22 protein-coding genes are annotated in these 18508 nt (G+C 56.5%); 18 read left to right on the forward strand and 4 right to left on the reverse strand.

What is annotated here, in order from left to right; translation table 11 throughout:
* Position 1: 1 nt before the first annotated feature.
* The 10 genes from nuoI to Q1B46_RS04290 all read left to right on the forward strand — a co-directional run bounded on the left by nuoI (position 2) and on the right by Q1B46_RS04290 (position 10321).
* Positions 2-496, forward strand: coding sequence for an NADH-quinone oxidoreductase subunit NuoI (nuoI, locus tag Q1B46_RS04245; RefSeq protein WP_282154012.1), 495 nt, complete (start codon positions 2-4; stop codon positions 494-496).
* Positions 493-903 carry a carboxymuconolactone decarboxylase family protein gene (locus Q1B46_RS04250; protein ID WP_299945043.1) on the forward strand — a complete coding sequence of 137 codons (411 nt, stop codon included), beginning with the start codon at positions 493-495 and terminating at the stop codon, positions 901-903. Before nuoI ends, Q1B46_RS04250 begins: the two co-directional genes overlap by 4 nt.
* The gene (locus tag Q1B46_RS04255; protein WP_299945045.1) at positions 900-1502 is read left to right on the forward strand and encodes an NADH-quinone oxidoreductase subunit J; all 603 of its coding nucleotides are present in this window, start codon (positions 900-902) and stop codon (positions 1500-1502) included. Before Q1B46_RS04250 ends, Q1B46_RS04255 begins: the two co-directional genes overlap by 4 nt.
* Before the next feature lie 123 nt (positions 1503-1625).
* Entirely contained in the window at positions 1626-1931 is a 306-nt protein-coding gene (gene nuoK, locus Q1B46_RS04260) for an NADH-quinone oxidoreductase subunit NuoK (protein ID WP_005984024.1), read from the forward strand.
* Positions 1932-1937: 6 nt separating this feature from the next.
* Complete coding sequence (gene nuoL / locus Q1B46_RS04265; protein WP_299945047.1) at positions 1938-4061, forward strand: NADH-quinone oxidoreductase subunit L; 2124 nt, start codon at positions 1938-1940, stop codon at positions 4059-4061.
* Complete coding sequence (locus Q1B46_RS04270; protein ID WP_299945050.1) at positions 4061-5605, forward strand: NADH-quinone oxidoreductase subunit M; 1545 nt, start codon at positions 4061-4063, stop codon at positions 5603-5605. Before nuoL ends, Q1B46_RS04270 begins: the two co-directional genes overlap by 1 nt.
* Before the next feature lie 15 nt (positions 5606-5620).
* On the forward strand, positions 5621-7063 hold the full coding sequence (gene nuoN, locus Q1B46_RS04275) for an NADH-quinone oxidoreductase subunit NuoN (protein WP_299945053.1): 1443 nt from the start codon (positions 5621-5623) through the stop codon (positions 7061-7063).
* A 53-nt stretch (positions 7064-7116) separates the two neighbouring features.
* Positions 7117-7866, forward strand: coding sequence for a biotin--[acetyl-CoA-carboxylase] ligase (locus Q1B46_RS04280; RefSeq protein WP_299945055.1), 750 nt, complete (start codon positions 7117-7119; stop codon positions 7864-7866).
* 11 nt (positions 7867-7877) lie between these two features.
* Positions 7878-8657 carry a type III pantothenate kinase gene (locus tag Q1B46_RS04285; protein WP_299945058.1) on the forward strand — a complete coding sequence of 260 codons (780 nt, stop codon included), beginning with the start codon at positions 7878-7880 and terminating at the stop codon, positions 8655-8657.
* Complete coding sequence (locus Q1B46_RS04290) at positions 8654-10321, forward strand: ribonuclease J (protein WP_299945061.1); 1668 nt, start codon at positions 8654-8656, stop codon at positions 10319-10321. The genes Q1B46_RS04285 and Q1B46_RS04290 overlap by 4 nt, the downstream gene beginning before the upstream one ends.
* On the opposite strand, the gene Q1B46_RS04295 is transcribed toward Q1B46_RS04290, so the two are convergent.
* Complete coding sequence (locus Q1B46_RS04295; RefSeq protein WP_299945064.1) at positions 10318-11019, reverse strand: NUDIX domain-containing protein; 702 nt, start codon at positions 11017-11019, stop codon at positions 10318-10320. The genes Q1B46_RS04290 and Q1B46_RS04295 overlap by 4 nt on opposite strands.
* On the reverse strand, positions 11016-11414 hold the full coding sequence (locus tag Q1B46_RS04300; RefSeq protein ID WP_299945067.1) for a DUF983 domain-containing protein: 399 nt from the start codon (positions 11412-11414) through the stop codon (positions 11016-11018). The genes Q1B46_RS04295 and Q1B46_RS04300 overlap by 4 nt, the downstream gene beginning before the upstream one ends.
* Before the next feature lie 221 nt (positions 11415-11635).
* On the opposite strand from Q1B46_RS04300, the gene Q1B46_RS04305 reads away from it, so the two are divergent.
* The 4 genes from Q1B46_RS04305 to Q1B46_RS04320 are packed head-to-tail and all read left to right on the forward strand — an operon-like array spanning position 11636 to position 13519.
* Positions 11636-12091, forward strand: coding sequence for an EF-hand domain-containing protein (locus tag Q1B46_RS04305; protein ID WP_299945069.1), 456 nt, complete (start codon positions 11636-11638; stop codon positions 12089-12091).
* A gap of 6 nt (positions 12092-12097) precedes the next feature.
* On the forward strand, positions 12098-12712 hold the full coding sequence (locus Q1B46_RS04310) for an RNA polymerase sigma factor (RefSeq protein ID WP_299945072.1): 615 nt from the start codon (positions 12098-12100) through the stop codon (positions 12710-12712).
* Positions 12705-13049 (forward strand): hypothetical protein, encoded by a 345-nt coding sequence (locus tag Q1B46_RS04315; RefSeq protein ID WP_299945075.1) that lies wholly within the window; start codon positions 12705-12707, stop codon positions 13047-13049. The genes Q1B46_RS04310 and Q1B46_RS04315 overlap by 8 nt, the downstream gene beginning before the upstream one ends.
* Positions 13046-13519 carry a periplasmic heavy metal sensor gene (locus Q1B46_RS04320; protein ID WP_299945077.1) on the forward strand — a complete coding sequence of 158 codons (474 nt, stop codon included), beginning with the start codon at positions 13046-13048 and terminating at the stop codon, positions 13517-13519. Before Q1B46_RS04315 ends, Q1B46_RS04320 begins: the two co-directional genes overlap by 4 nt.
* Before the next feature lie 4 nt (positions 13520-13523).
* On the opposite strand, the gene Q1B46_RS04325 is transcribed toward Q1B46_RS04320, so the two are convergent.
* Positions 13524-14924: a diguanylate cyclase gene (locus Q1B46_RS04325; RefSeq protein WP_299945079.1), complete on the reverse strand. Its 1401-nt coding sequence runs from the start codon at positions 14922-14924 to the stop codon at positions 13524-13526.
* Positions 14925-15013: 89 nt separating this feature from the next.
* Between Q1B46_RS04325 and Q1B46_RS04330 the strand changes: the two genes are divergently transcribed.
* From Q1B46_RS04330 to Q1B46_RS04345, 4 genes are all read left to right on the forward strand, one after another.
* Complete coding sequence (locus Q1B46_RS04330; RefSeq protein ID WP_299945081.1) at positions 15014-15298, forward strand: DUF3572 domain-containing protein; 285 nt, start codon at positions 15014-15016, stop codon at positions 15296-15298.
* A gap of 19 nt (positions 15299-15317) precedes the next feature.
* Positions 15318-16010 carry an HAD family hydrolase gene (locus tag Q1B46_RS04335; RefSeq protein ID WP_299945083.1) on the forward strand — a complete coding sequence of 231 codons (693 nt, stop codon included), beginning with the start codon at positions 15318-15320 and terminating at the stop codon, positions 16008-16010.
* Between the two features lie 196 nt (positions 16011-16206).
* Positions 16207-16794, forward strand: a complete 588-nt coding sequence (locus Q1B46_RS04340) for a heme NO-binding domain-containing protein (protein WP_299945085.1) — start codon at positions 16207-16209, stop codon at positions 16792-16794.
* Positions 16791-17789: a GGDEF domain-containing protein gene (locus tag Q1B46_RS04345; RefSeq protein WP_299945087.1), complete on the forward strand. Its 999-nt coding sequence runs from the start codon at positions 16791-16793 to the stop codon at positions 17787-17789. Before Q1B46_RS04340 ends, Q1B46_RS04345 begins: the two co-directional genes overlap by 4 nt.
* Here the strand turns inward: Q1B46_RS04345 and Q1B46_RS04350 are convergent.
* Positions 17786-18502: a CbiX/SirB N-terminal domain-containing protein gene (locus tag Q1B46_RS04350; protein WP_299945089.1), complete on the reverse strand. Its 717-nt coding sequence runs from the start codon at positions 18500-18502 to the stop codon at positions 17786-17788. The genes Q1B46_RS04345 and Q1B46_RS04350 overlap by 4 nt on opposite strands.
* Positions 18503-18508: the final 6 nt, after the last annotated feature.

The following is an 18508-nucleotide window of genomic DNA, read 5'->3' on the forward strand; positions in this document are numbered from 1 at the left end:
TATGACCCAAATCGACTACACCCGCGCCGCCAAATATTTTTTGCTTCAGGACTTTTGGGTTGGTATGAAATTGGGGCTGAAGTATTTCTTCGCCCCCAAGGCCACCATAAACTACCCACACGAAAAAGGCCCTCTGTCCCCACGCTTTCGCGGTGAGCACGCGCTGCGCCGCTATCCGAACGGCGAAGAACGCTGCATCGCCTGTAAACTGTGCGAGGCGATCTGCCCCGCGCAAGCAATCACCATCGACGCCGAACCTCGTGAGGATGGCAGCCGTCGGACGACGCGCTATGACATCGACATGACCAAGTGCATCTATTGCGGCTTCTGCCAAGAAGCCTGCCCGGTCGATGCTATCGTCGAAGGCCCGAACTTCGAATTTGCCACGGAAACCCGCGAAGAGCTGTTCTACGACAAGCAAAAACTGCTCGACAACGGCGAACGCTGGGAAGCCGAGATCGCCCGCAATCTGGAAATGGACGCGCCGTACAGATGAGTGACACGCCGACAAATCCGTTCGAGCTGATGATGAAGCAGGCGCAGGACATGGCCAAGGCGATGAACCCGGCGATGGAGAATTTCTCGCCCAAGGGGTTCGAAGCGCTGTGGCCGACCATGCCCAAAGAGGTCATGGAAATGATGTTCGGCAACACCGTCAACAAAGACGGTCTGGATGCCAAGACCCGCCTGTTGCTAACGCTGGCCGGGCTGACTTGTCAGGGCGCGCAAGCCGATGCCGCCGTGCGCCAGACCGTGCGCCATGCGCTTGAGGCGGGTGCCAAGAAACAAGAGATCGTGGAAACGATCGGTCAGATGTCGGTGTTCGCCGGCATCCCGGCCATGACCCGCGCGCTGGATTTGGCGCAAGAGGTCATGGGCGATAACGAGGATGAGGATCAATGACCGTCTTTGCCTTCTACCTGTTCGCCATCAGCGCCATCACCGGCGGGCTGTTCACTGTGATCAGCCGTCAGCCGGTGCACTCGGTGCTGTGGCTGATCCTGTCCTTCCTGTCTGCGGCGGGGCTGTTCGTGCTGCTGGGGGCCGAGTTCGTGGCGATGTTGTTGATCATCGTCTACGTGGGCGCGGTTGCGGTACTGTTCCTGTTCGTGGTGATGATGCTGGACGTGGACTTTGCCGAGCTGAAGGCCGAGATGGCGCGCTATATGCCGTTGGCGCTGCTGATCGGTCTGGTCATCCTGATGCAGCTTGTCATGGCCTTCGGGGCATGGGACAGCGCAGAGGGGGTAGCGGGCAATCTGGCGCAGCCGGTACCAGCGGATCGCCACAACACCGAGGCGCTGGGTGTCATCCTTTATGATCAATACTTCCTTCTGTTCCAACTCGCGGGCCTGATCTTGCTGGTGGCTATGATCGGCGCCATCGTTCTGACGCTGCGCCACCGTAAGGACATCAAGCGTCAGGACATCATCGGCCAGATGATGCGCGACCCGGCCAAGGCGATGGAGCTAAAGGACGTGAAACCGGGGCAGGGGCTTTGACTTTGCCGCTAGTACTTCCGATGGAGTACTGGCTGCTGAAAATACTAATTGCGGTGCCTTTTGTACTTGCTTGGATCGGGTATAGGGCAGCGAAGAACAGGAAACGAATGGGACCGAAAGAAAATGATCGGACTTGAACACTATCTTACGGTCGCGGCGACGCTGTTCGTCATCGGCATCTTCGGTCTCTTCCTGAACCGCAAGAACGTCATCATCCTGCTGATGAGCATCGAACTGATGCTGCTGGCGGTGAATATCAACCTTGTGGCGTTCTCCAGTTTCCTCGGCGATTTGGTCGGGCAGGTCTTTACGCTGTTCGTCCTGACCGTGGCGGCAGCCGAGGCGGCGATTGGTCTGGCCATTCTGGTCTGCTTCTTCCGCAACCGTGGCACCATCGCGGTTGAAGACGTCAATATGATGAAGGGGTAAGAGAACATGGAAACCACCATCCTCTTTGCCCCTCTGGTGGGCGCGTTGCTTTGCGGGTTTGGCTGGCGATTTATCGGCGAGAAGGCCGCCATGTGGACCGCGACGGGCCTGCTGTTTTTGGCCTGTCTGCTGTCGTGGATCGTCTTCCTGACTTTCGACGGCCAGACACAGCAGATCGAGATCATGCGCTGGATCGAGAGCGGATCGCTGTCGACAAGCTGGGCAGTGCGACTAGACCGGTTGACCGCGATCATGCTTATTGTGGTGACAACCGTCTCGGCGCTCGTGCACCTGTATTCCTTCGGCTATATGGACAACGATCCGCAATGGCGCGAGGGCGAGAGCTATAAGCCACGTTTCTTTGCCTATCTGTCCTTCTTTACCTTCGCGATGCTGATGCTGGTGACGGCGGACAATCTGGTTCAGATGTTCTTTGGCTGGGAAGGCGTGGGCGTTGCCTCATACCTGTTGATCGGGTTCTATTATCGTAAGCCCACGGCCAACGCCGCCGCGATGAAAGCGTTTATCGTCAACCGGGTCGGTGACTTTGGCTTTGCGCTTGGAATCTTCGCGCTGTTCTTCCTGACGGACAGCATCAATTTCTCTGACATCTTTGCCTCCGCCCCGGCGCTGGCAGAAGAGAAATTGCATTTCCTCTGGGGTGAGTGGACTGCAATCGAAGTGATTTGCGTGCTGCTGTTCATCGGCGCGATGGGTAAATCGGCGCAGTTGATCCTGCACACCTGGTTGCCGGACGCGATGGAAGGCCCGACGCCGGTGTCGGCGCTAATCCACGCTGCGACCATGGTGACCGCGGGTGTATTCCTGATCTGCCGCATGTCACCGTTGATGGAGTTCGCGCCGGGTGCCACCGGGTTCATCACCTTCCTTGGGGCCTCGACCGCGTTCTTTGCCGCAACCGTGGGTCTGGTTCAGACCGATATCAAACGTGTCATTGCCTATTCGACCTGCTCCCAGTTGGGTTACATGTTCGTTGCTGCAGGCGTCGGCATGTATTCAGCCGCGATGTTCCACCTGCTGACACATGCGTTCTTCAAGGCGCTGTTGTTCCTTGGCGCAGGTTCGGTGATCCACGCGATGCATCACGAGCAGGAGATGACCGAATACGGCGGGCTGCGGAAAAAGATCCCCTATACGTTCTGGGCGATGATGATCGGTACGTTGGCCATCACAGGAGTGGGTATCCCGCTGACCACCTTCGGTTTTGCCGGTTTCCTGTCGAAAGACGCCATTATCGAGAGCGCTTATGCCGGTGGCACTGGTTATGCCTTCTGGATGCTGGTCATCGCGGCTGCGTTCACTTCGTTCTACAGCTGGCGCCTGATCTTCTTAACCTTCTATGGCGAAGAACGTGGCGACAAGCACACACATGAACACGCGCATGAAAGTCCGATGACCATGCTGGTGCCGCTGGGTGTTCTGTCCTTGGGCGCGGTGTTCGCCGGGATGATCTGGTACGGGAACTTCTTTGGTCATGCGGACAAAGTCGGAAAGTTCTACGGTATACCGATGGCCGAAGCTTCGGAACATGCCGAGGTTGACGATCATGCTGTGGCGGATACTTCGCATGGTGAGGATAGCCATGCCGACGATGGTGCACACGGCGAAAACAATGCGGATGGCGGAGATCATCACTATGTCTTTGCGGGCGAACCGGGCGAAGGCGCGCTCTATATCGCGCCTGACAACCATGTTCTGGACGATGCGCATGCGGCTCCAAAATGGGTCAAGGTTTCGCCTTTTGTGGCCATGCTGCTTGGTTTTGTCGTGGCCTATTGGTTCTACATCGTGAACACGTCGCTGCCCGCCCGTCTGGCCGCAAACCAGCGTCCGCTGTACCTGTTCTTACTGAACAAATGGTACTTTGACGAAATCTACGATGCGATCTTTGTCAAACCCACACTCGCGCTTGGTCGGTTCCTGTGGAAACGCGGTGACGGCAACACGATTGACGGCTTCCTGAATGGCGTTTCCATGGGTGTTGTGCCCTTCTTTACCCGCCTCGCAGGGAAAGCCCAGACGGGCTACATCTTTACTTACGCTTTCTGGATGGTTTTGGGGCTGGCCGCCCTTGTCACCTGGATGTCGATCGGCGGAGGCGCACACTAATGGACAATATCCTATCTATTGTCACCTTCATCCCCGCCATCGCAGCAGGCATTTTGGCCCTGTTCCTGCATGGTGAAGACGTAGCTGCGCAGCGCAATGCCAAATGGGTTGCACTGGTTGCGACGACCGTGACCTTTTTGGTCTCGATCGGTATCTATACGGGCTTTGACCCCTCCAACACTGGCTTCCAGATGGTGGAAGAGGGTGAGTGGCTAATGGGCCTGAAATACAAGATGGGTGTCGACGGGATCAGCGTTCTGTTCGTATTGCTGACCACCTTCATCATGCCGTTGACCATTCTGGCCAGTTGGAATGTGACTGACCGGGTTAAGGAATACATGATCGCCTTCCTGCTGCTTGAAACGCTGATGCTGGGCGTGTTCATGGCGCTGGATCTGGTACTGTTCTATCTGTTCTTTGAGGCAGGCCTGATCCCGATGTTCCTGATCATTGGCATTTGGGGCGGTGCGAACCGGATTTATGCCAGCTTCAAATTCTTCCTTTACACCTTCCTCGGCTCGGTGCTGATGCTGGTGGCAATGGTTGCGATGTACGCGGACGCAGGAACCACGGATATCGAGGCGCTGATGAGCCATCAGTTCTCGTCCGAAGGGTTCAGTGTTCTGGGTGTCTATATCGTCGGCGGAATGCAGACACTGATGTTCCTGGCCTTTTTTGCGTCCTTTGCTGTGAAGATGCCGATGTGGCCGGTCCACACCTGGTTGCCGGACGCGCACGTTCAGGCTCCGACGGCGGGTTCGGTCGTGCTGGCGGCGATCCTGCTTAAGATGGGCGGCTATGGCTTCCTGCGGTTCAGCTTGCCGATGTTCCCTGTAGGCTCGGCTGTCATGACGGACGTTGTGCTGTGGATGTCGGCGATTGCGGTTGTCTACACCTCGCTTGTTGCGCTGGTGCAGGAAGATATGAAGAAGCTGATCGCATATTCCTCGGTCGCGCATATGGGTTTTGTGACCATGGGTATCTTTGCGGCGAACCAGCAGGGGATTGATGGCGCGATTTTCCAGATGCTCAGCCACGGGTTCATCTCGGCAGCGCTGTTCCTTTGTGTCGGCGTGATCTACGACCGGATGCACACCCGCGATATCGAAGCTTATGGCGGTCTGGTCATACGGATGCCTGCTTATGCGTTGGTCTTCATGCTGTTCACCATGGCCAATGTCGGGCTGCCTGGCACATCTGGCTTCATCGGGGAATTCCTGACGTTGATGGGTGCTTTCCAAGTCAACACCTGGGTAACGGCAGTTGCCGCCACGGGTGTGATCTTTTCGGCGGGGTATGCGCTGTGGCTGTACCGTCGGGTCGTGTTTGGCGACCTGATCAAGGAAAGCCTGAAGGCGATGGTCGACATGAGCTCGCGCGAGCGGCTGATCTTTGCACCTTTGATCATCATGACGATCTTGTTGGGCGTTTACCCGTCGCTTGTCACCGATGTGATCGGCAATTCGACGGCCGCGTTGATTTCGAACTATGACACGGCTCTGGCCGCGGCTGAGGCCGTGGCTCAGTCAGCCGCATCGCATTAAGGAGGCTTTGGAGACATGATCCAGGCTGATCTGACAATCATTCTGCCGGAAATCGTTCTGGCACTCTATGCGATGGCGGCACTGATTGGAGCTGTCTACACGAGCAAGGATGGGCTGGCCCCGTTGCTGGTTTGGTCGACGGCTGGGCTGATGGCCCTGTTGGCGATCTGGATCGCGACCAACGGCGACGGCACGAATGTGGCATTCAACGGAATGTTCGTGGATGACAGTTTCGCGCGTTTCGCCAAAGTTGCCATTCTGCTCTCTGCGGCTGCGGTGCTGCTGATGAGTCAGGACTATATGGCCCGTCGTGGCCTATTGCGTTTTGAATATCCGCTTTTGGTGGCGTTGGCTGCTGTTGGCATGATGATGATGGTCAGCGCGGGCGATCTGATGTCGCTTTACATGGGGTTGGAGCTTCAATCCCTATCGCTCTACGTCGTTGCCGCGCTGCGCCGGGACAGTGCCAAATCGACTGAGGCTGGATTGAAGTATTTTGTTCTGGGCGCGCTCAGTTCTGGCTTGTTGCTGTATGGTGCCTCGCTGGTTTATGGATTTACCGGAACCACCTTGTTCTCGGGCATCATCCAGACGGTCCACCACGATGATGTATCACTTGGCCTGCTGTTCGGGCTGGTTTTGCTGATCTCGGGTCTTGCATTCAAAGTCTCTGCCGTGCCGTTCCACATGTGGACGCCTGATGTGTATGAAGGATCGCCGACCCCTATCACCGCATTCTTTGCCACAGCACCCAAAGTGGCCGCAATGGCACTGTTTGCGCGCGTATTGCACGATGCGTTTGGCGGCGTTGTCAAAGACTGGCAGCAGGTGATTGTCCTGCTTTCGGTTCTATCGATGCTGCTCGGTGCGGTTGCCGCCATTGGTCAGCGCGACATCAAGCGCCTGATGGCGTTTTCGTCGATTGCGCATATGGGATACGCGCTGATCGGTTTGGCCGCCGGGACCGAGTTGGGCGTCAAGGCCATGCTGATGTATCTGGCGATCTATGTGACGATGAATATCGGCACCTTCGCCTTCATTCTGATGATGGAGCGTGACGGCAAGCCGGTGACGGATATCGATGCCCTAAGGCAGTATTCCAAACGCGACCCGGGGAAAGCACTGGCTGTTCTGATTCTGATGTTCAGCCTTGCCGGGGTGCCGCCGATGCTGGGTTTTTTCGCCAAATTCGGCGTTTGGCAGGCGGGTGTGGATGCCGGTTTGATTGGATTGGTAATCGTGTCGGCCATCGCCTCGGTCATCGGTGCGTTCTATTACCTGCGGATCGTGTTCTACATGTATTTCGGCGCCGAGAATGAAGACCCGATTGAAACCCGTTCGTCACCCGTTCTGTGGGGCGCGCTGATGGGATCTGCGGCGCTGATGCTGATCGGAGTGTTCTATCAGTTTGGTATCGAAGGCGCTGCGGCTGCGGCGGCGACAACGCTTGTCAATTGATCCCATACCCATGAACAGCAAGGGGCTCGGTCGTTGCACCGGGCCTTTTTGACATGAGCGACTGGCCTCAAGGATACGGCCTGCATGTGTTGCAGGAGGTCGACAGCACCCTGAACGAAGCCGCGCGGCTTGCGCCAACCGCTGCGGGTCCGGTCTGGATCATGGCGCATCGTCAGACTGCGGCACGCGGACGACGCGGGAGGGCCTGGACCAACCCCAAAGGCAATCTGGCCGCCACCCTGCTGATGCGACCGCCCGGAGATCCGGAACAGGCTGCACTTCGCAGTTTTGTTGCGGCGCTAGCGCTTTATGATTCATGCGTTGCGGTATCCGGTCGCGCGACCGGCTTGTCGCTGAAATGGCCCAATGATGTGCTGCTGAACGGTGGCAAACTGGCCGGGATTTTGTTGGAAAGTACAGGGCAGGGCCGGGGTATTTCCCATCTGGCGATCGGGGTTGGCGTAAATCTGTCCGAGGCACCCGGTATCGAAAGCGTCGAGCCTGGTGCAGTGCGACCGGTTTCTCTGCTTTCTGAAACTGGTGCGGATGTCACGCCCGAGGATTTTCTGACTGAACTGGCCTCTGCCTATGCGCATTATGAAACCCAGTTCATGACCTACGGGTTCGAACCGATCCGCACCGCCTGGCTTGCGCGCGCAGCGCGGCTTGGTGAGGTTATAACCGCCCGTACCGCTGCGGCAGAGACGGTCGGAACATTTGAAACGGTAGACGCGGGCGGCAGCCTTGTCATAAACACCGCCAAGGGCCGTGTCAGCATTCCTGCCGCGGATGTCTATTTCTAAAGGAGGCGCACATGCTTCTGGCGATTGATTGCGGCAATACCAACACCGTTTTCTCGATCTGGGATGGCGAGAACTTTCTGTGCACTCTACGCACCTCGACCCACCATGCGCGCACTGCGGATGCCTATTTTACGTGGTACTCGACACTGGTGAAGCATTACGGGATCGAGGCGGACATCACGGACGTCATTATCGCTTCGACCGTGCCACGCGTGGTGTTCAACCTGCGTGTTTTTGCAGATCGGTTTTTTGGCTGCCGGCCTTTGGTCGTGGGTAAGCCGGACTGCCAGTTGCCTGTTTACCCGCGTGTAGACGAAGGGACCGTACCTGGACCGGATCGTTTGGCCAATGCCGCCGCAGCCTTTGATCGCCATGGTGGCAACGTAGTGGTGGTCGACTTTGGCACGGCAACGAATTTCGATGTGGTCGCAGCGGACGGCGCTTATGTCGGCGGCATCATCGCGCCGGGCGTGAACCTGAGCCTTGAGGCGTTGCATCAAGGTGCGGCGGCGCTTCCGCATATTGATATCACCAGACCGGAAAAGGTGATTGGTACAAACACAGTTGGCTGTATCCAATCCGGAGTGTATTGGGGGTATTCCGGTCTGATTGAAGGGCTGATCTCACGCGTGAAGGTTGAATTCGGGATGGCGATGAAGGTCGTCGCCACCGGAGGGCTTGCACCTTTGTTTGATCAGGCCGACGTAGGCTTCGACGTGATCGAGGACGATTTGACGATGCACGGGTTGACCGTGATCCATCGCTATAACAAGGAAAATGGCTCAACATGAGCAGTGAAAGACTAATTTATTTACCGCTGGGCGGTGCAGGCGAAATCGGCATGAATGCCTATGTCTACGGCTATGGTGAGCCGGGAAAAGAAAGGTTCATCCTCGTCGATCTGGGTGTGGCGTTTCCGGATATGGATACCTCGCCCGGAGTCGATCTGATCTTTGCCGATATCAGCTGGCTGAAAGAACGCGCCGACCGGCTTGAGGCGGTTTTTGTCACCCATGCGCATGAGGATCATGTTGGCGCGGTGGCGCATTGCTATGAGGCACTGGGCGCACCTATCTACGCACGCGCATTCACGGCAAACATCGCACGCCGCAAGATGGAAGAACACGGTCATCCGACCGAGGCGGTGCAAACCGCGTCGCCGTGGCCCGAGCAGATCAAGGCAGGGCCGTTTACAATCGGATTCCTACCGGTTTCACACTCGATCCCCGAAAGTGCGGGACTGGTCATCGATTCTCCGGCTGGACGCGTGGTGCATACAGGCGATTTCAAACTGGATGCCAACCCAATTGTGGGTGAGCCGTTTGATCCTGATCTGTGGGCTGATGTTGCCAAGTCAGGTGTAAAGGCACTGGTCTGCGACAGCACCAATGTGTTCTCCTCTCACCCTGGACGTTCAGAATCCGAGGTGGGCCCTGAGATTACCCGTTTGGTGCAAGATGCCAGTGGAATGGTCATTGCGACGACCTTCGCCTCGAACGTGGCGCGGGTGAAAACGCTGGCCGAAGCTGGGCAACGGGCCGGTCGCTCGGTTGTGTTGCTGGGCCGTGCGATGCGGCGGATGATCGAGGCTGCGACCGAAACGGGAATTCTCAGCGATTTCCCGAAGGTCATCAGCGCAGAAGAGGCGCTGGATGTACCACGCCAGAACCTGATGCTAATCGTCACTGGCAGCCAGGGCGAGCGTCGTGCTGCAAGCGCGCAGCTGGCCCGAGGAAAGTATCGCGGGCTTGAGGCTAAAGAGGGCGATCTGTTCTTGTTCTCCTCTAAGACCATCCCGGGGAATGAGCGCGGGGTGATCCGCATCATGAACCAGCTCAGTGAAAAGGGCGTGGATGTGGTTGACGACAGCTCGGGGCTTTATCACGTCTCGGGCCATGCGAACCGGCCTGATCTTGAAAAGGTTCATGGTCTGGTCGACCCGCAGATGGTCATCCCGATGCACGGCGAACATCGCCACCTGCGCGAACACGCTAAATTGGCCGAAGCGGGCGGGCGCACCGGTATTCTGGCAGTGAATGGCACTATGTTGGATCTGACGGGCAATGCACCGAAAGTGACCGACTACATTGAAACCGGGCGCACCTACTTGGATGGTTCAGTCAAGATCGGCGCCTTGGACGGTGTGGTGCGTGATCGTATCCGTATGGCGCTGAACGGCCACATAACGATTACGGTCATTCTGGACGAAGAAGATGAGCCGTTGGGAGAGCCTTGGTGTGACACGATGGGCCTGCCCGAGATGGGATCATCGCGTGCGGGGCTGATCGAGGTGTTGGAAGAGGATTTGAACCAGTTCCTGATGCGTGCCGGTGCCAAAACTCTGCGTGATGACGACAAGTTGGAAGAAGGGCTGCGCCGGATCGCTCGACAGACGGCACAGGCTGAGATCGGAAAGAAACCCGAAGTCACTGTGGTTGTCAGTCGGATGCGTTAATCCGCGTAAGGCATTGGATAGCCCCGAAGCTGCAGAAACAGGCTGGCTTCTTCGTTGTTAAGGAAGAAGGGTACTGTTTCCGGCGGGTTCGGGTCCGAAGTGCGGGCTGCGATTTCTGCCAATACGACTTCGGTTATGAAGGGCAGGTCGAACGCGCGCGCCTGACTGATCTTTACCCATTGCAGGTGCGATAACTCGTCTGATGCATGGGTGAAGTCATCCAGATCCCCCTGAATCGCATCTGCATCGACCAGAAAGAACCGGGCGTCAAAGCGGCGGGGGCGACCCGGCGGAGTGACGGCCCGGAAAACGAATTGCAGCGCTTCGGCGGAAGGCACGTAGCCCATCGCCGCAAAACTCTGCCAGTCGGGCGGGATTGCCCCCTGCCATTCGCCCCGTTGTCCGAGGATGAGCCCGGTCTCTTCCCACAACTCCCTGATTGCAGCGGCAGCCAGAGCATTCTGCAGGTCCGGCGCGGATTGTTGCGACAAGCGCTCGGCGCAGAGATCGGGCAGCGAGCTGTGCAGTGGAATATTCGCATCCTCGGGATCGACTGCACCGCCGGGAAAGACAACTTTGTTGGGCATGAATGCCGCTTTTGCACCGCGCTGGCCCATCAGGATTGCAGGGTCACTGAACCGGTCGCGCAAGACGATCACGGTTGCGGCATTGCGGATGGCCGCTTTGTCCGCGCTCATGCGGTTTTGCCGAACCCATGCATCCGGCGCGCCCATTGATAGGCGACCACGGCACCTTTCAGGCGAGGCAGAAGGAACAAGGAGAGTGCGACGCATCCAATTGAAAAGCCAATCGCCATCGTCCATGGATCAGGCCGCCAATGGACATAGGACACATGCAGCGCAGGGGCCAGAAGATGCCCCACGATCAGAATGGTCAGGTAGGCGGGGCCATCGTCGGCGCGATGGTGAAACAGTTCCTGCCCGCAATTCGTGCAGGTATCATTCACCTTGAGATAGCTGTGCAACAGCTTGCCCTCGCCGCATTTTGGGCATTTGCAACGGAACCCACGGATCATTGCGGGCTTTGTCGGGCGGTCTTCGTCGATCGAAGTTTCGATAGTCTGATCAGTCATTTGAATCTCGCGCGTTCATCCTTTGGCGATATAGGCTGTATTAAGCCTTTCGGAAAAGGGGGGTGCGTCGCTTTGTGGCGATGCCTGGTAACGTAACAGCTTCCGAACTCTTTTCAAACAAGGTGAAAAAAGTTGATCCCGCTGCGACGGAAACCCGCCCGGGCTGCGTTTGAATAGGTATCAACGGCGGCAGTGGGCCGCGTAGTTCAAGGAACTTTGCAATGAAAACCACAACCATCATCTCGGCTACAGTTCTTGCAGCAGTTGCCATTACTGGCAGCTCAGCATTGGCGAAAGGGCCGCGCCCGACATTTCAGGATCTGGATGTCGATGGGAACGGGCAGGTCACTCAGGCCGAGATCACCGCGCATCGCAACCAGAAATTCACAACAGCCGACACGGATGGTGATGGACAACTGAGCGTCGAGGAAATGCAGACCGCTGCACAGACGAAAGCCAACGAGCGTGTAACCAAAATGTTCGAAAAGCACGATGCAAACGCCGATGGTTTCCTCAGCGAAGATGAATTGCCGAAACCGCGCCGTGCCTCCAAGATGTTCGAGCGTATCGACGCCGATGGGAACGGGTCGATCTCAGAGCAGGAATATGCGGATGCGAAAGATAAAATGGGCCGGAAACACAAGCGGCATCAGAAGTCGGATACCGACGACAATTAATACGGGATGGAGGATCTGACCTCTTACCCGAACACGGCGCACGGCGGTTCATCTGCCGCGCCTGACCCCAGCGATGAAGAGTTGCTGGGCCAGTTTGCCGATGGGGATACAGCAGCGGCCCGCCTGCTGACCGGGCGGTTGGGACCGCGATGTTATTCCGTGGCCCTGCGTATGCTGGGAAACCGAGCTGAAGCCGAGGACGTGACACAAGAGGCTATGATGCGTCTATGGAAAATGTCCCCTAACTGGGTGCCAGGGCAGGCGCAGCTTTCGACCTGGCTTTATCGGGTGACGTTGAACCTGTGTGTCGATCTGCGCCGCAAGAAACGGCCCGACGCGCTGGAAAATGTGGCCGAGCCCGAGGATCAAGCCGCCAGTGTGGTCGACCAGATACAGGAAAGTGCACGCAAGGACGCGCTGCAGGCCGCATTGGATCAACTGCCTGATCGTCAGCGGCAAGCCGTCATTCTGCGGCATATAGAAGAGTTGTCCAATCCCGAAATCGCGGGGATCATGGACATTTCGGTCGAGGCAGTTGAAAGCCTGACCGCGCGCGGCAAACGGTCCTTGACCGCGATGTTGGCGGCACGCCGAGAGGAATTGGGGTACGAACATGGCTGATCAAGACAAAGAACTCGACCATCTGTTTGCGCAGGCACGCGCAGCACGGGATGTGTTCCCAGACGATCTTGCCGTCCGAATTGAAACAGATGCAGAGGCGGTTCGGCTAGCGCGATCTGCGCGCAAAGGGCGTCGGACCTGGCGGGACAAAATGATGGCCATCGGTGGCTGGCACGGGGTAAGTGGCCTGGTGGCCGCAAGTGCGGCGGGCGTTTGGATCGGGTTTTCCGCGCCGACCTTTTTGCCGGATCCCGCGGACTATTTCGTCTCACAAGAGGTGACCTATCTGATGGCCGATCTGAATTTGGACGAGACCTATCTGGAGGAAACAGAATGAGCGATAGCCCCGCACTCAAACGCAAATGGATGCCGATATTGCTGGTCGTCTCGCTTGCAGTGAACCTGCTGATCGCCGGCGTTGCCCTGGGCACAGCATTGCGTTTCAAGGGCAGCGATCGTGCAGTGGCTCCACCCGGATTTGGTCCTGCATTGTATTATGCTTTGCCCAAAACAGATCGAAAAGCGCTTAGGGGGGAACTATCGGGTCTGCGCGGTAAGGGATCACATATGCGCAAGCAGGACTTTAGCGCGCTTAGTCAGGCGCTGAGGGCCATGCCCTTTGATCCTTCTGCAGTTGAAGATTTACTGGAAAAGCAGGCTCAGGCTACCGCAGAGATTCAATCGGCTCTTCACCAGCAATGGCTGGCACAGGTCTCGGCAATGAGTGAAGAAGAGAGGGCTGATTATGCGGATCGCCTGGAGGAGATCGTAAAACGCGGCCCGCGCAAACATAAGAAGCGGAACTGAGCTTTCAGGCCGCTGAATTTCGGAGATGCACTTGGTTTCTCCCTGCATTTTTTGCCGCATACAAAGCTTGATCGGCCGAGCGGATCAGTTGACTGACGGCACTTCTGTTGTCGTTCGTCCTCAGATCAGGTGGAGCACACCATTTCACGCCAATGCTGATCGTGACCGACGTCAATGTGGAATCGTCGGGCAGGCAGAACGGCTTTTCACATATGCTTTCGCAAATTATGTCCGCCTGTTTAAGCGCCTGCGCTGCCGAACAGCGCGGGAGGCCGATCATGAACTCCTCACCTCCGATACGTGCGACGAACCCGGCGTTTCCGATTGCCGATTGAAGCCTAAGCGCGGCTTCGGTCAGGACAATATCGCCGCCCGCGTGACCGAAGCGATCATTGATCGCTTTGAAGTGATCCAGATCGGCCAACATCACGGCAAACCCGTATCCAGTTTCCAAGGCATGATGTGCGATCTGATCCAGCGCTCGCATTGCGAAGCGACGATTGTGCAACCCTGTCAGCGGATCGGTCAGAGATTCAGACAGATCCTTGCGAATGGAGGCGCGCAATCTGTCATCACGGGTCTTGCGTGCGATCAGCGTTTCAAGGCGGAGCGAAATTTCATCGGGATGGAACCCGCCCAAACAAATTGCATCAGCCCCTTTGTCCAGCGCTTCGGCTGCTCGGTTGGCGTCATCATGGGGAAGCACGCCGATCAGTACGGTGTTCCGGGTGGCGCCGCGTGATCGTAAATCGGCCAGAATATTCCCTCCTGCCTCGCTGGGCTCAAGTTCGATAACAATTGCATCCGGGGCTGGCCCAGACAGAACGCCTTGTAGATCGGGTAGGGTAAAGTTGCTCAGTTGGTGTCGTGTTTGCGGTGTCAGCGCTTTGCGCCACAATGCCCCAGTGCGGGGTGTTTGCGTTAGAAGGGCGATCTGGGCGATCACCGGTGGCGCAATCGGCGTTTGCGCCGCTTCGCCAAAGCCCATGGTCTGAGAACTATCCCGTATGCTCAACTCTTGCCGGTCGGCACGCGAGCGTAGAAGGCTACGCACACGTGCCAAAAGCAGAGTATCCTTGAATGGATAGCCCAACACGTCATCTAACCCATCTGACAGCGCCTGCAATCGCGCAGCCCGATCATTTTGTGGCGTGATGGCAACAACCGGTACATCGGCCAAGGCGGGGTCGGCAGCCAAAACCTTTTTGACATCTGATGCTGTGCCATCGGGCAGGGTCTGAGCCGTCAAAACCAGATCCGGGCGCGTTCGCCGAAGCAATGCACCCAGCCCGGCAAGCTTTTCCCCTTGCACAACATGATACCAGGCCGCCGTCAGTTGGACCTTGAGCATTATGCGATTGGTCGAAACACCGTCGAGGACCAGTATGGTACCCTGTACAGACATTGCCGTTCACCGTTAGATTGCATGCGCTACCAAAGTGTTTATGACTCTGGTTAACAAACCCTTTCCAAGTCAGTCACCGGGGCCAGATAATGCCAATCTCTGCCAATTCAGCTGAAACTCTGGCTCTGAATGTGCTGAGCTGGTTGGTCGGAAATGACGAGTTGTTGCCTGTTTTTTTGGGTGCAACCGGTGCAGCGGTTGAGGATGTTCGCGATCGGGCGGGTGAGCGCGACTTTTTGGGGTCAGTTCTGGACTTTTTGGTGCTTGACGATTCGTGGGTGATCGCCTTTTGTGACGCCCATTCCGTACCCTACGAAGAGCCGGGCCAAGCCCGCGCTGTATTGTCCGGCAGTTCTGAAATGCACTGGACCTAATTAACTGGAGCTTTGTTTCATGATCATTGACGCCCTCGTCTTCGACAAGGACGGGACCCTTTTTGATTTTGCCTCAACTTGGGGCGCGTTCGGGCGTATTGCGCTGGAACGCTTGTCCGAAGGTGACACTCAGCGTGCGGCCGAACTTGGCCATGTTATCGGCTTCGATTTTGCTGAGGAAAGGTATAGGCCTGATAGCGTTGTTATCGCTGGAACTGTTGATGAAATAGCGCATGCTCTGACGCCACATCTGCCTGGGATTGCACAGAAACAAATCGTCGAAACCCTTAACCACGCGTCCGCAGCAGCGATACAGATGCCTGCTGTTCCCCTGGCACCCTTTCTCGAAGAAATGCGGAAAGCCGGCCTGAAATTGGGTGTGGCGACCAACGATGCCGAGGCGCCGGCGCTGCAACATCTCGAATCTGTCGGAATCCGGGATCATTTTGATTTTGTCGCAGGATATGACAGTGGGCACGGCTTCAAACCCGGTCCGGGGCAGCTATTGGCGTTTGCCAAACATGTTGATGTCGAACCCGCTCGTATTGCGATGGTGGGTGACAGTCTTCATGATCTTGAGGCAGGTCGTGCCGCAGGTATGGTGACCATCGGTGTTCTAACGGGGATGGCCGCGATCGAAACACTGGAACCCTTTGCAGACGTTGTATTGCCGAATATCGGCTATATTCCAGGTTGGTTGTCACAAAACTGATTGCCGGGTGCTGTGAAATGCCAGTTCGGCTGACCGATCGGCGCGGCGATGCTGCGCCCAGTCAGTTGGTCTGGATGTTGACACTAAAAAAGGGTTGGGAGGTTTCCTCGGCATTCTCATGATCTTGTTTCAGGAATTGAGTGTTTATTAAGCTTTCTGCGATCACCTGATGCAGGCATCCAATCCGAGGCGACTCATGCATGGGCTGATCAACAGGGCGATTCAATCCTTCGTTTGCGCGACTTATGGGCGCCAATGCTGGCTGCATGCGACCCAAGCTGCTGAATTGGATTTCAACGAGTTTGAGGCGATGCTGATCTACGATGCAGAGATTTCAAACCGCCTTCTTGATGTGCTTTGCACCGAGTTGAAGCGCCGAAAGCCTGAGTTTCTTGAGGATTTGGGCACATACCTTGTTTCACATCCCAACATGGAAGATCTGCGGCGATTGTTGCGTTTCGGGGGTGTGACTTATGTTGAGTTTTTGCATTCTCTTGATGATTTATCCGATCAAGTGCGTCTTGCCGTGTCGGACCTGACGCTCCCGAATCTTGAATTGCGGGAACAATCACCAGCAGAGTATCTGCTGTATTGCTTTCCTGGACTGCCGGGATATTCCAGCGTCATGACCGGTATTTTGCGGGCAATGGCGGATGATTACGGCGCGCTTGTTATTCTATCGAATGAAGGGCGCCAAAACGAGGCAGACATTATCTCGATCACGCTTGTCGAAAGTGCCTTCGCAGAAGGGCGCCAGTTCGAGCTTGGGGCCCGCAAATCATGATGGCAACCGAGGAACTGGGTACACTTCTGGATACTTTGTGTCCCATGTTCGTGCTTGTTGATGATGCCGAGCGGGTTGGGCAAGTCGGACCAACATTACAGAAGTTGCGTCCGGATCATCCTATGGCCGGTCGACGTTTCCTCGATATCTTCGAATTGCTTCGCCCACGATCAGCTACAGAATTTCCGGCATTGCTGTCGACATCAGGCGCTAGGTTGCGTCTTCGATTTCATGATTCACCACAAACGACTTTCAAGGGGCTGGTTGTCCCACTTCCCGGACAGGGCGTTACGGTGATTAACCTGTCGTTCGGAATTTCGGTATTGGACGCTGTGCGGGACTACGCGCTGACAAGCGCAGATTTTTCGGGCACGGATCTGGCGATCGAGTTGCTGTATCTGGTCGAAGCGAAGTCCGCTGCGATGGAGGCATCAAGATCGCTGAACCTGCGTTTGCAGGGCGCAATGCTGGCGGCAGAAGAGCAGGCCTATACCGACACCCTGACTGGGCTGAAAAATCGGCGCGCAATGGATCATATTCTCGGGCACTTGATTTCGACCAAATCGAGCTTTGCATTGATGCATCTTGATCTTGATTTTTTCAAATCGGTTAATGACCGCTTGGGCCATGCCGCAGGGGATTATGTGCTGCAGCAAGCCGCGAAGATCATGCTGCAAGAGACGCGCAGTGACGATACGGTTGCTCGCGTCGGTGGGGATGAGTTTGTTTTGATCTTCAAAGGGATGACCGACCGCCGGAAACTCAATAGTATTGCTGGGCGCCTGATCTCGCAACTTTGCCTGCCGATGAAATTCGACGGGTCGGCCTGTGGAATTTCGGCGAGTGTTGGCACAGCATTGTCGACCCAATTCGAATCTCCCAAAGCTCAGGATATTCTACATGCTGCCGACCTGGCGCTATATGCCGCAAAACGAAACGGGCGGTCGTGTCATCGGTTCTATTGTGAAATGTCCGATACCCGGCAATCTGGTTAAACGCTGGCGGATACGGTGCCGTTTGAGCCCATGGCGTCCAGCATTGCAGCAATATGCTGTTCAACTTGCGGTAACTCTGAAATGACCGGCATGACGTGTCCGGAGAAATTGGCGCGCGCCAGTTCTTGTGGCACATCTTCCAGTACATGGCCTCCGGGACAGGCAAAGAATGGCAGGCAGAGCGCCCTGTCCCCGCAGTCTGCAGCCGCTGCAGCGATGGAAGGGGGTTGTTCCACAAACCCGATGCGAATGCTCTTGAATGTCGTGAGGTGGCCCAGTTTTTCTGCGAAATCTTTGGCAACAGTTGCAGGGTTGGCGCTGCGGCCCGATCCATGCGCGGCGATCACAAGATCTGTTTCCGCAGCAGACCACTCTCTGCCCGCCAGTTCCTGATGCAATGCAGCAGTAGCCAGAGTAGGCAACTCAGGGTCGATCCCTATTGGGTCTAAAATCCTGACAGACCGAGAGCCGATCCGCTTGGGCAACGCGCTGGTAACGAACCAGCCACGCGCCATGAACAAAGGGTAAATCGCTGTGCCACCGGGCAGATTGTCAAGGCAATCCTCAAGGGCTTGAGGGGCCGCCAGTGTCGCCGATTGCACGGTAACAAACCGACATAAAGCATCGATTTCTTGCGCAAAGGATGCCAGCGCGGCCTCGGCAGGCTCTGGGTCTGAGGGTTGGCCATGGGCTACGATAACGGCGTGTGACATGTAGGG

The organism is uncultured Ruegeria sp., from assembly GCF_947500045.1.
Classification (GTDB): domain Bacteria; phylum Pseudomonadota; class Alphaproteobacteria; order Rhodobacterales; family Rhodobacteraceae; genus Ruegeria.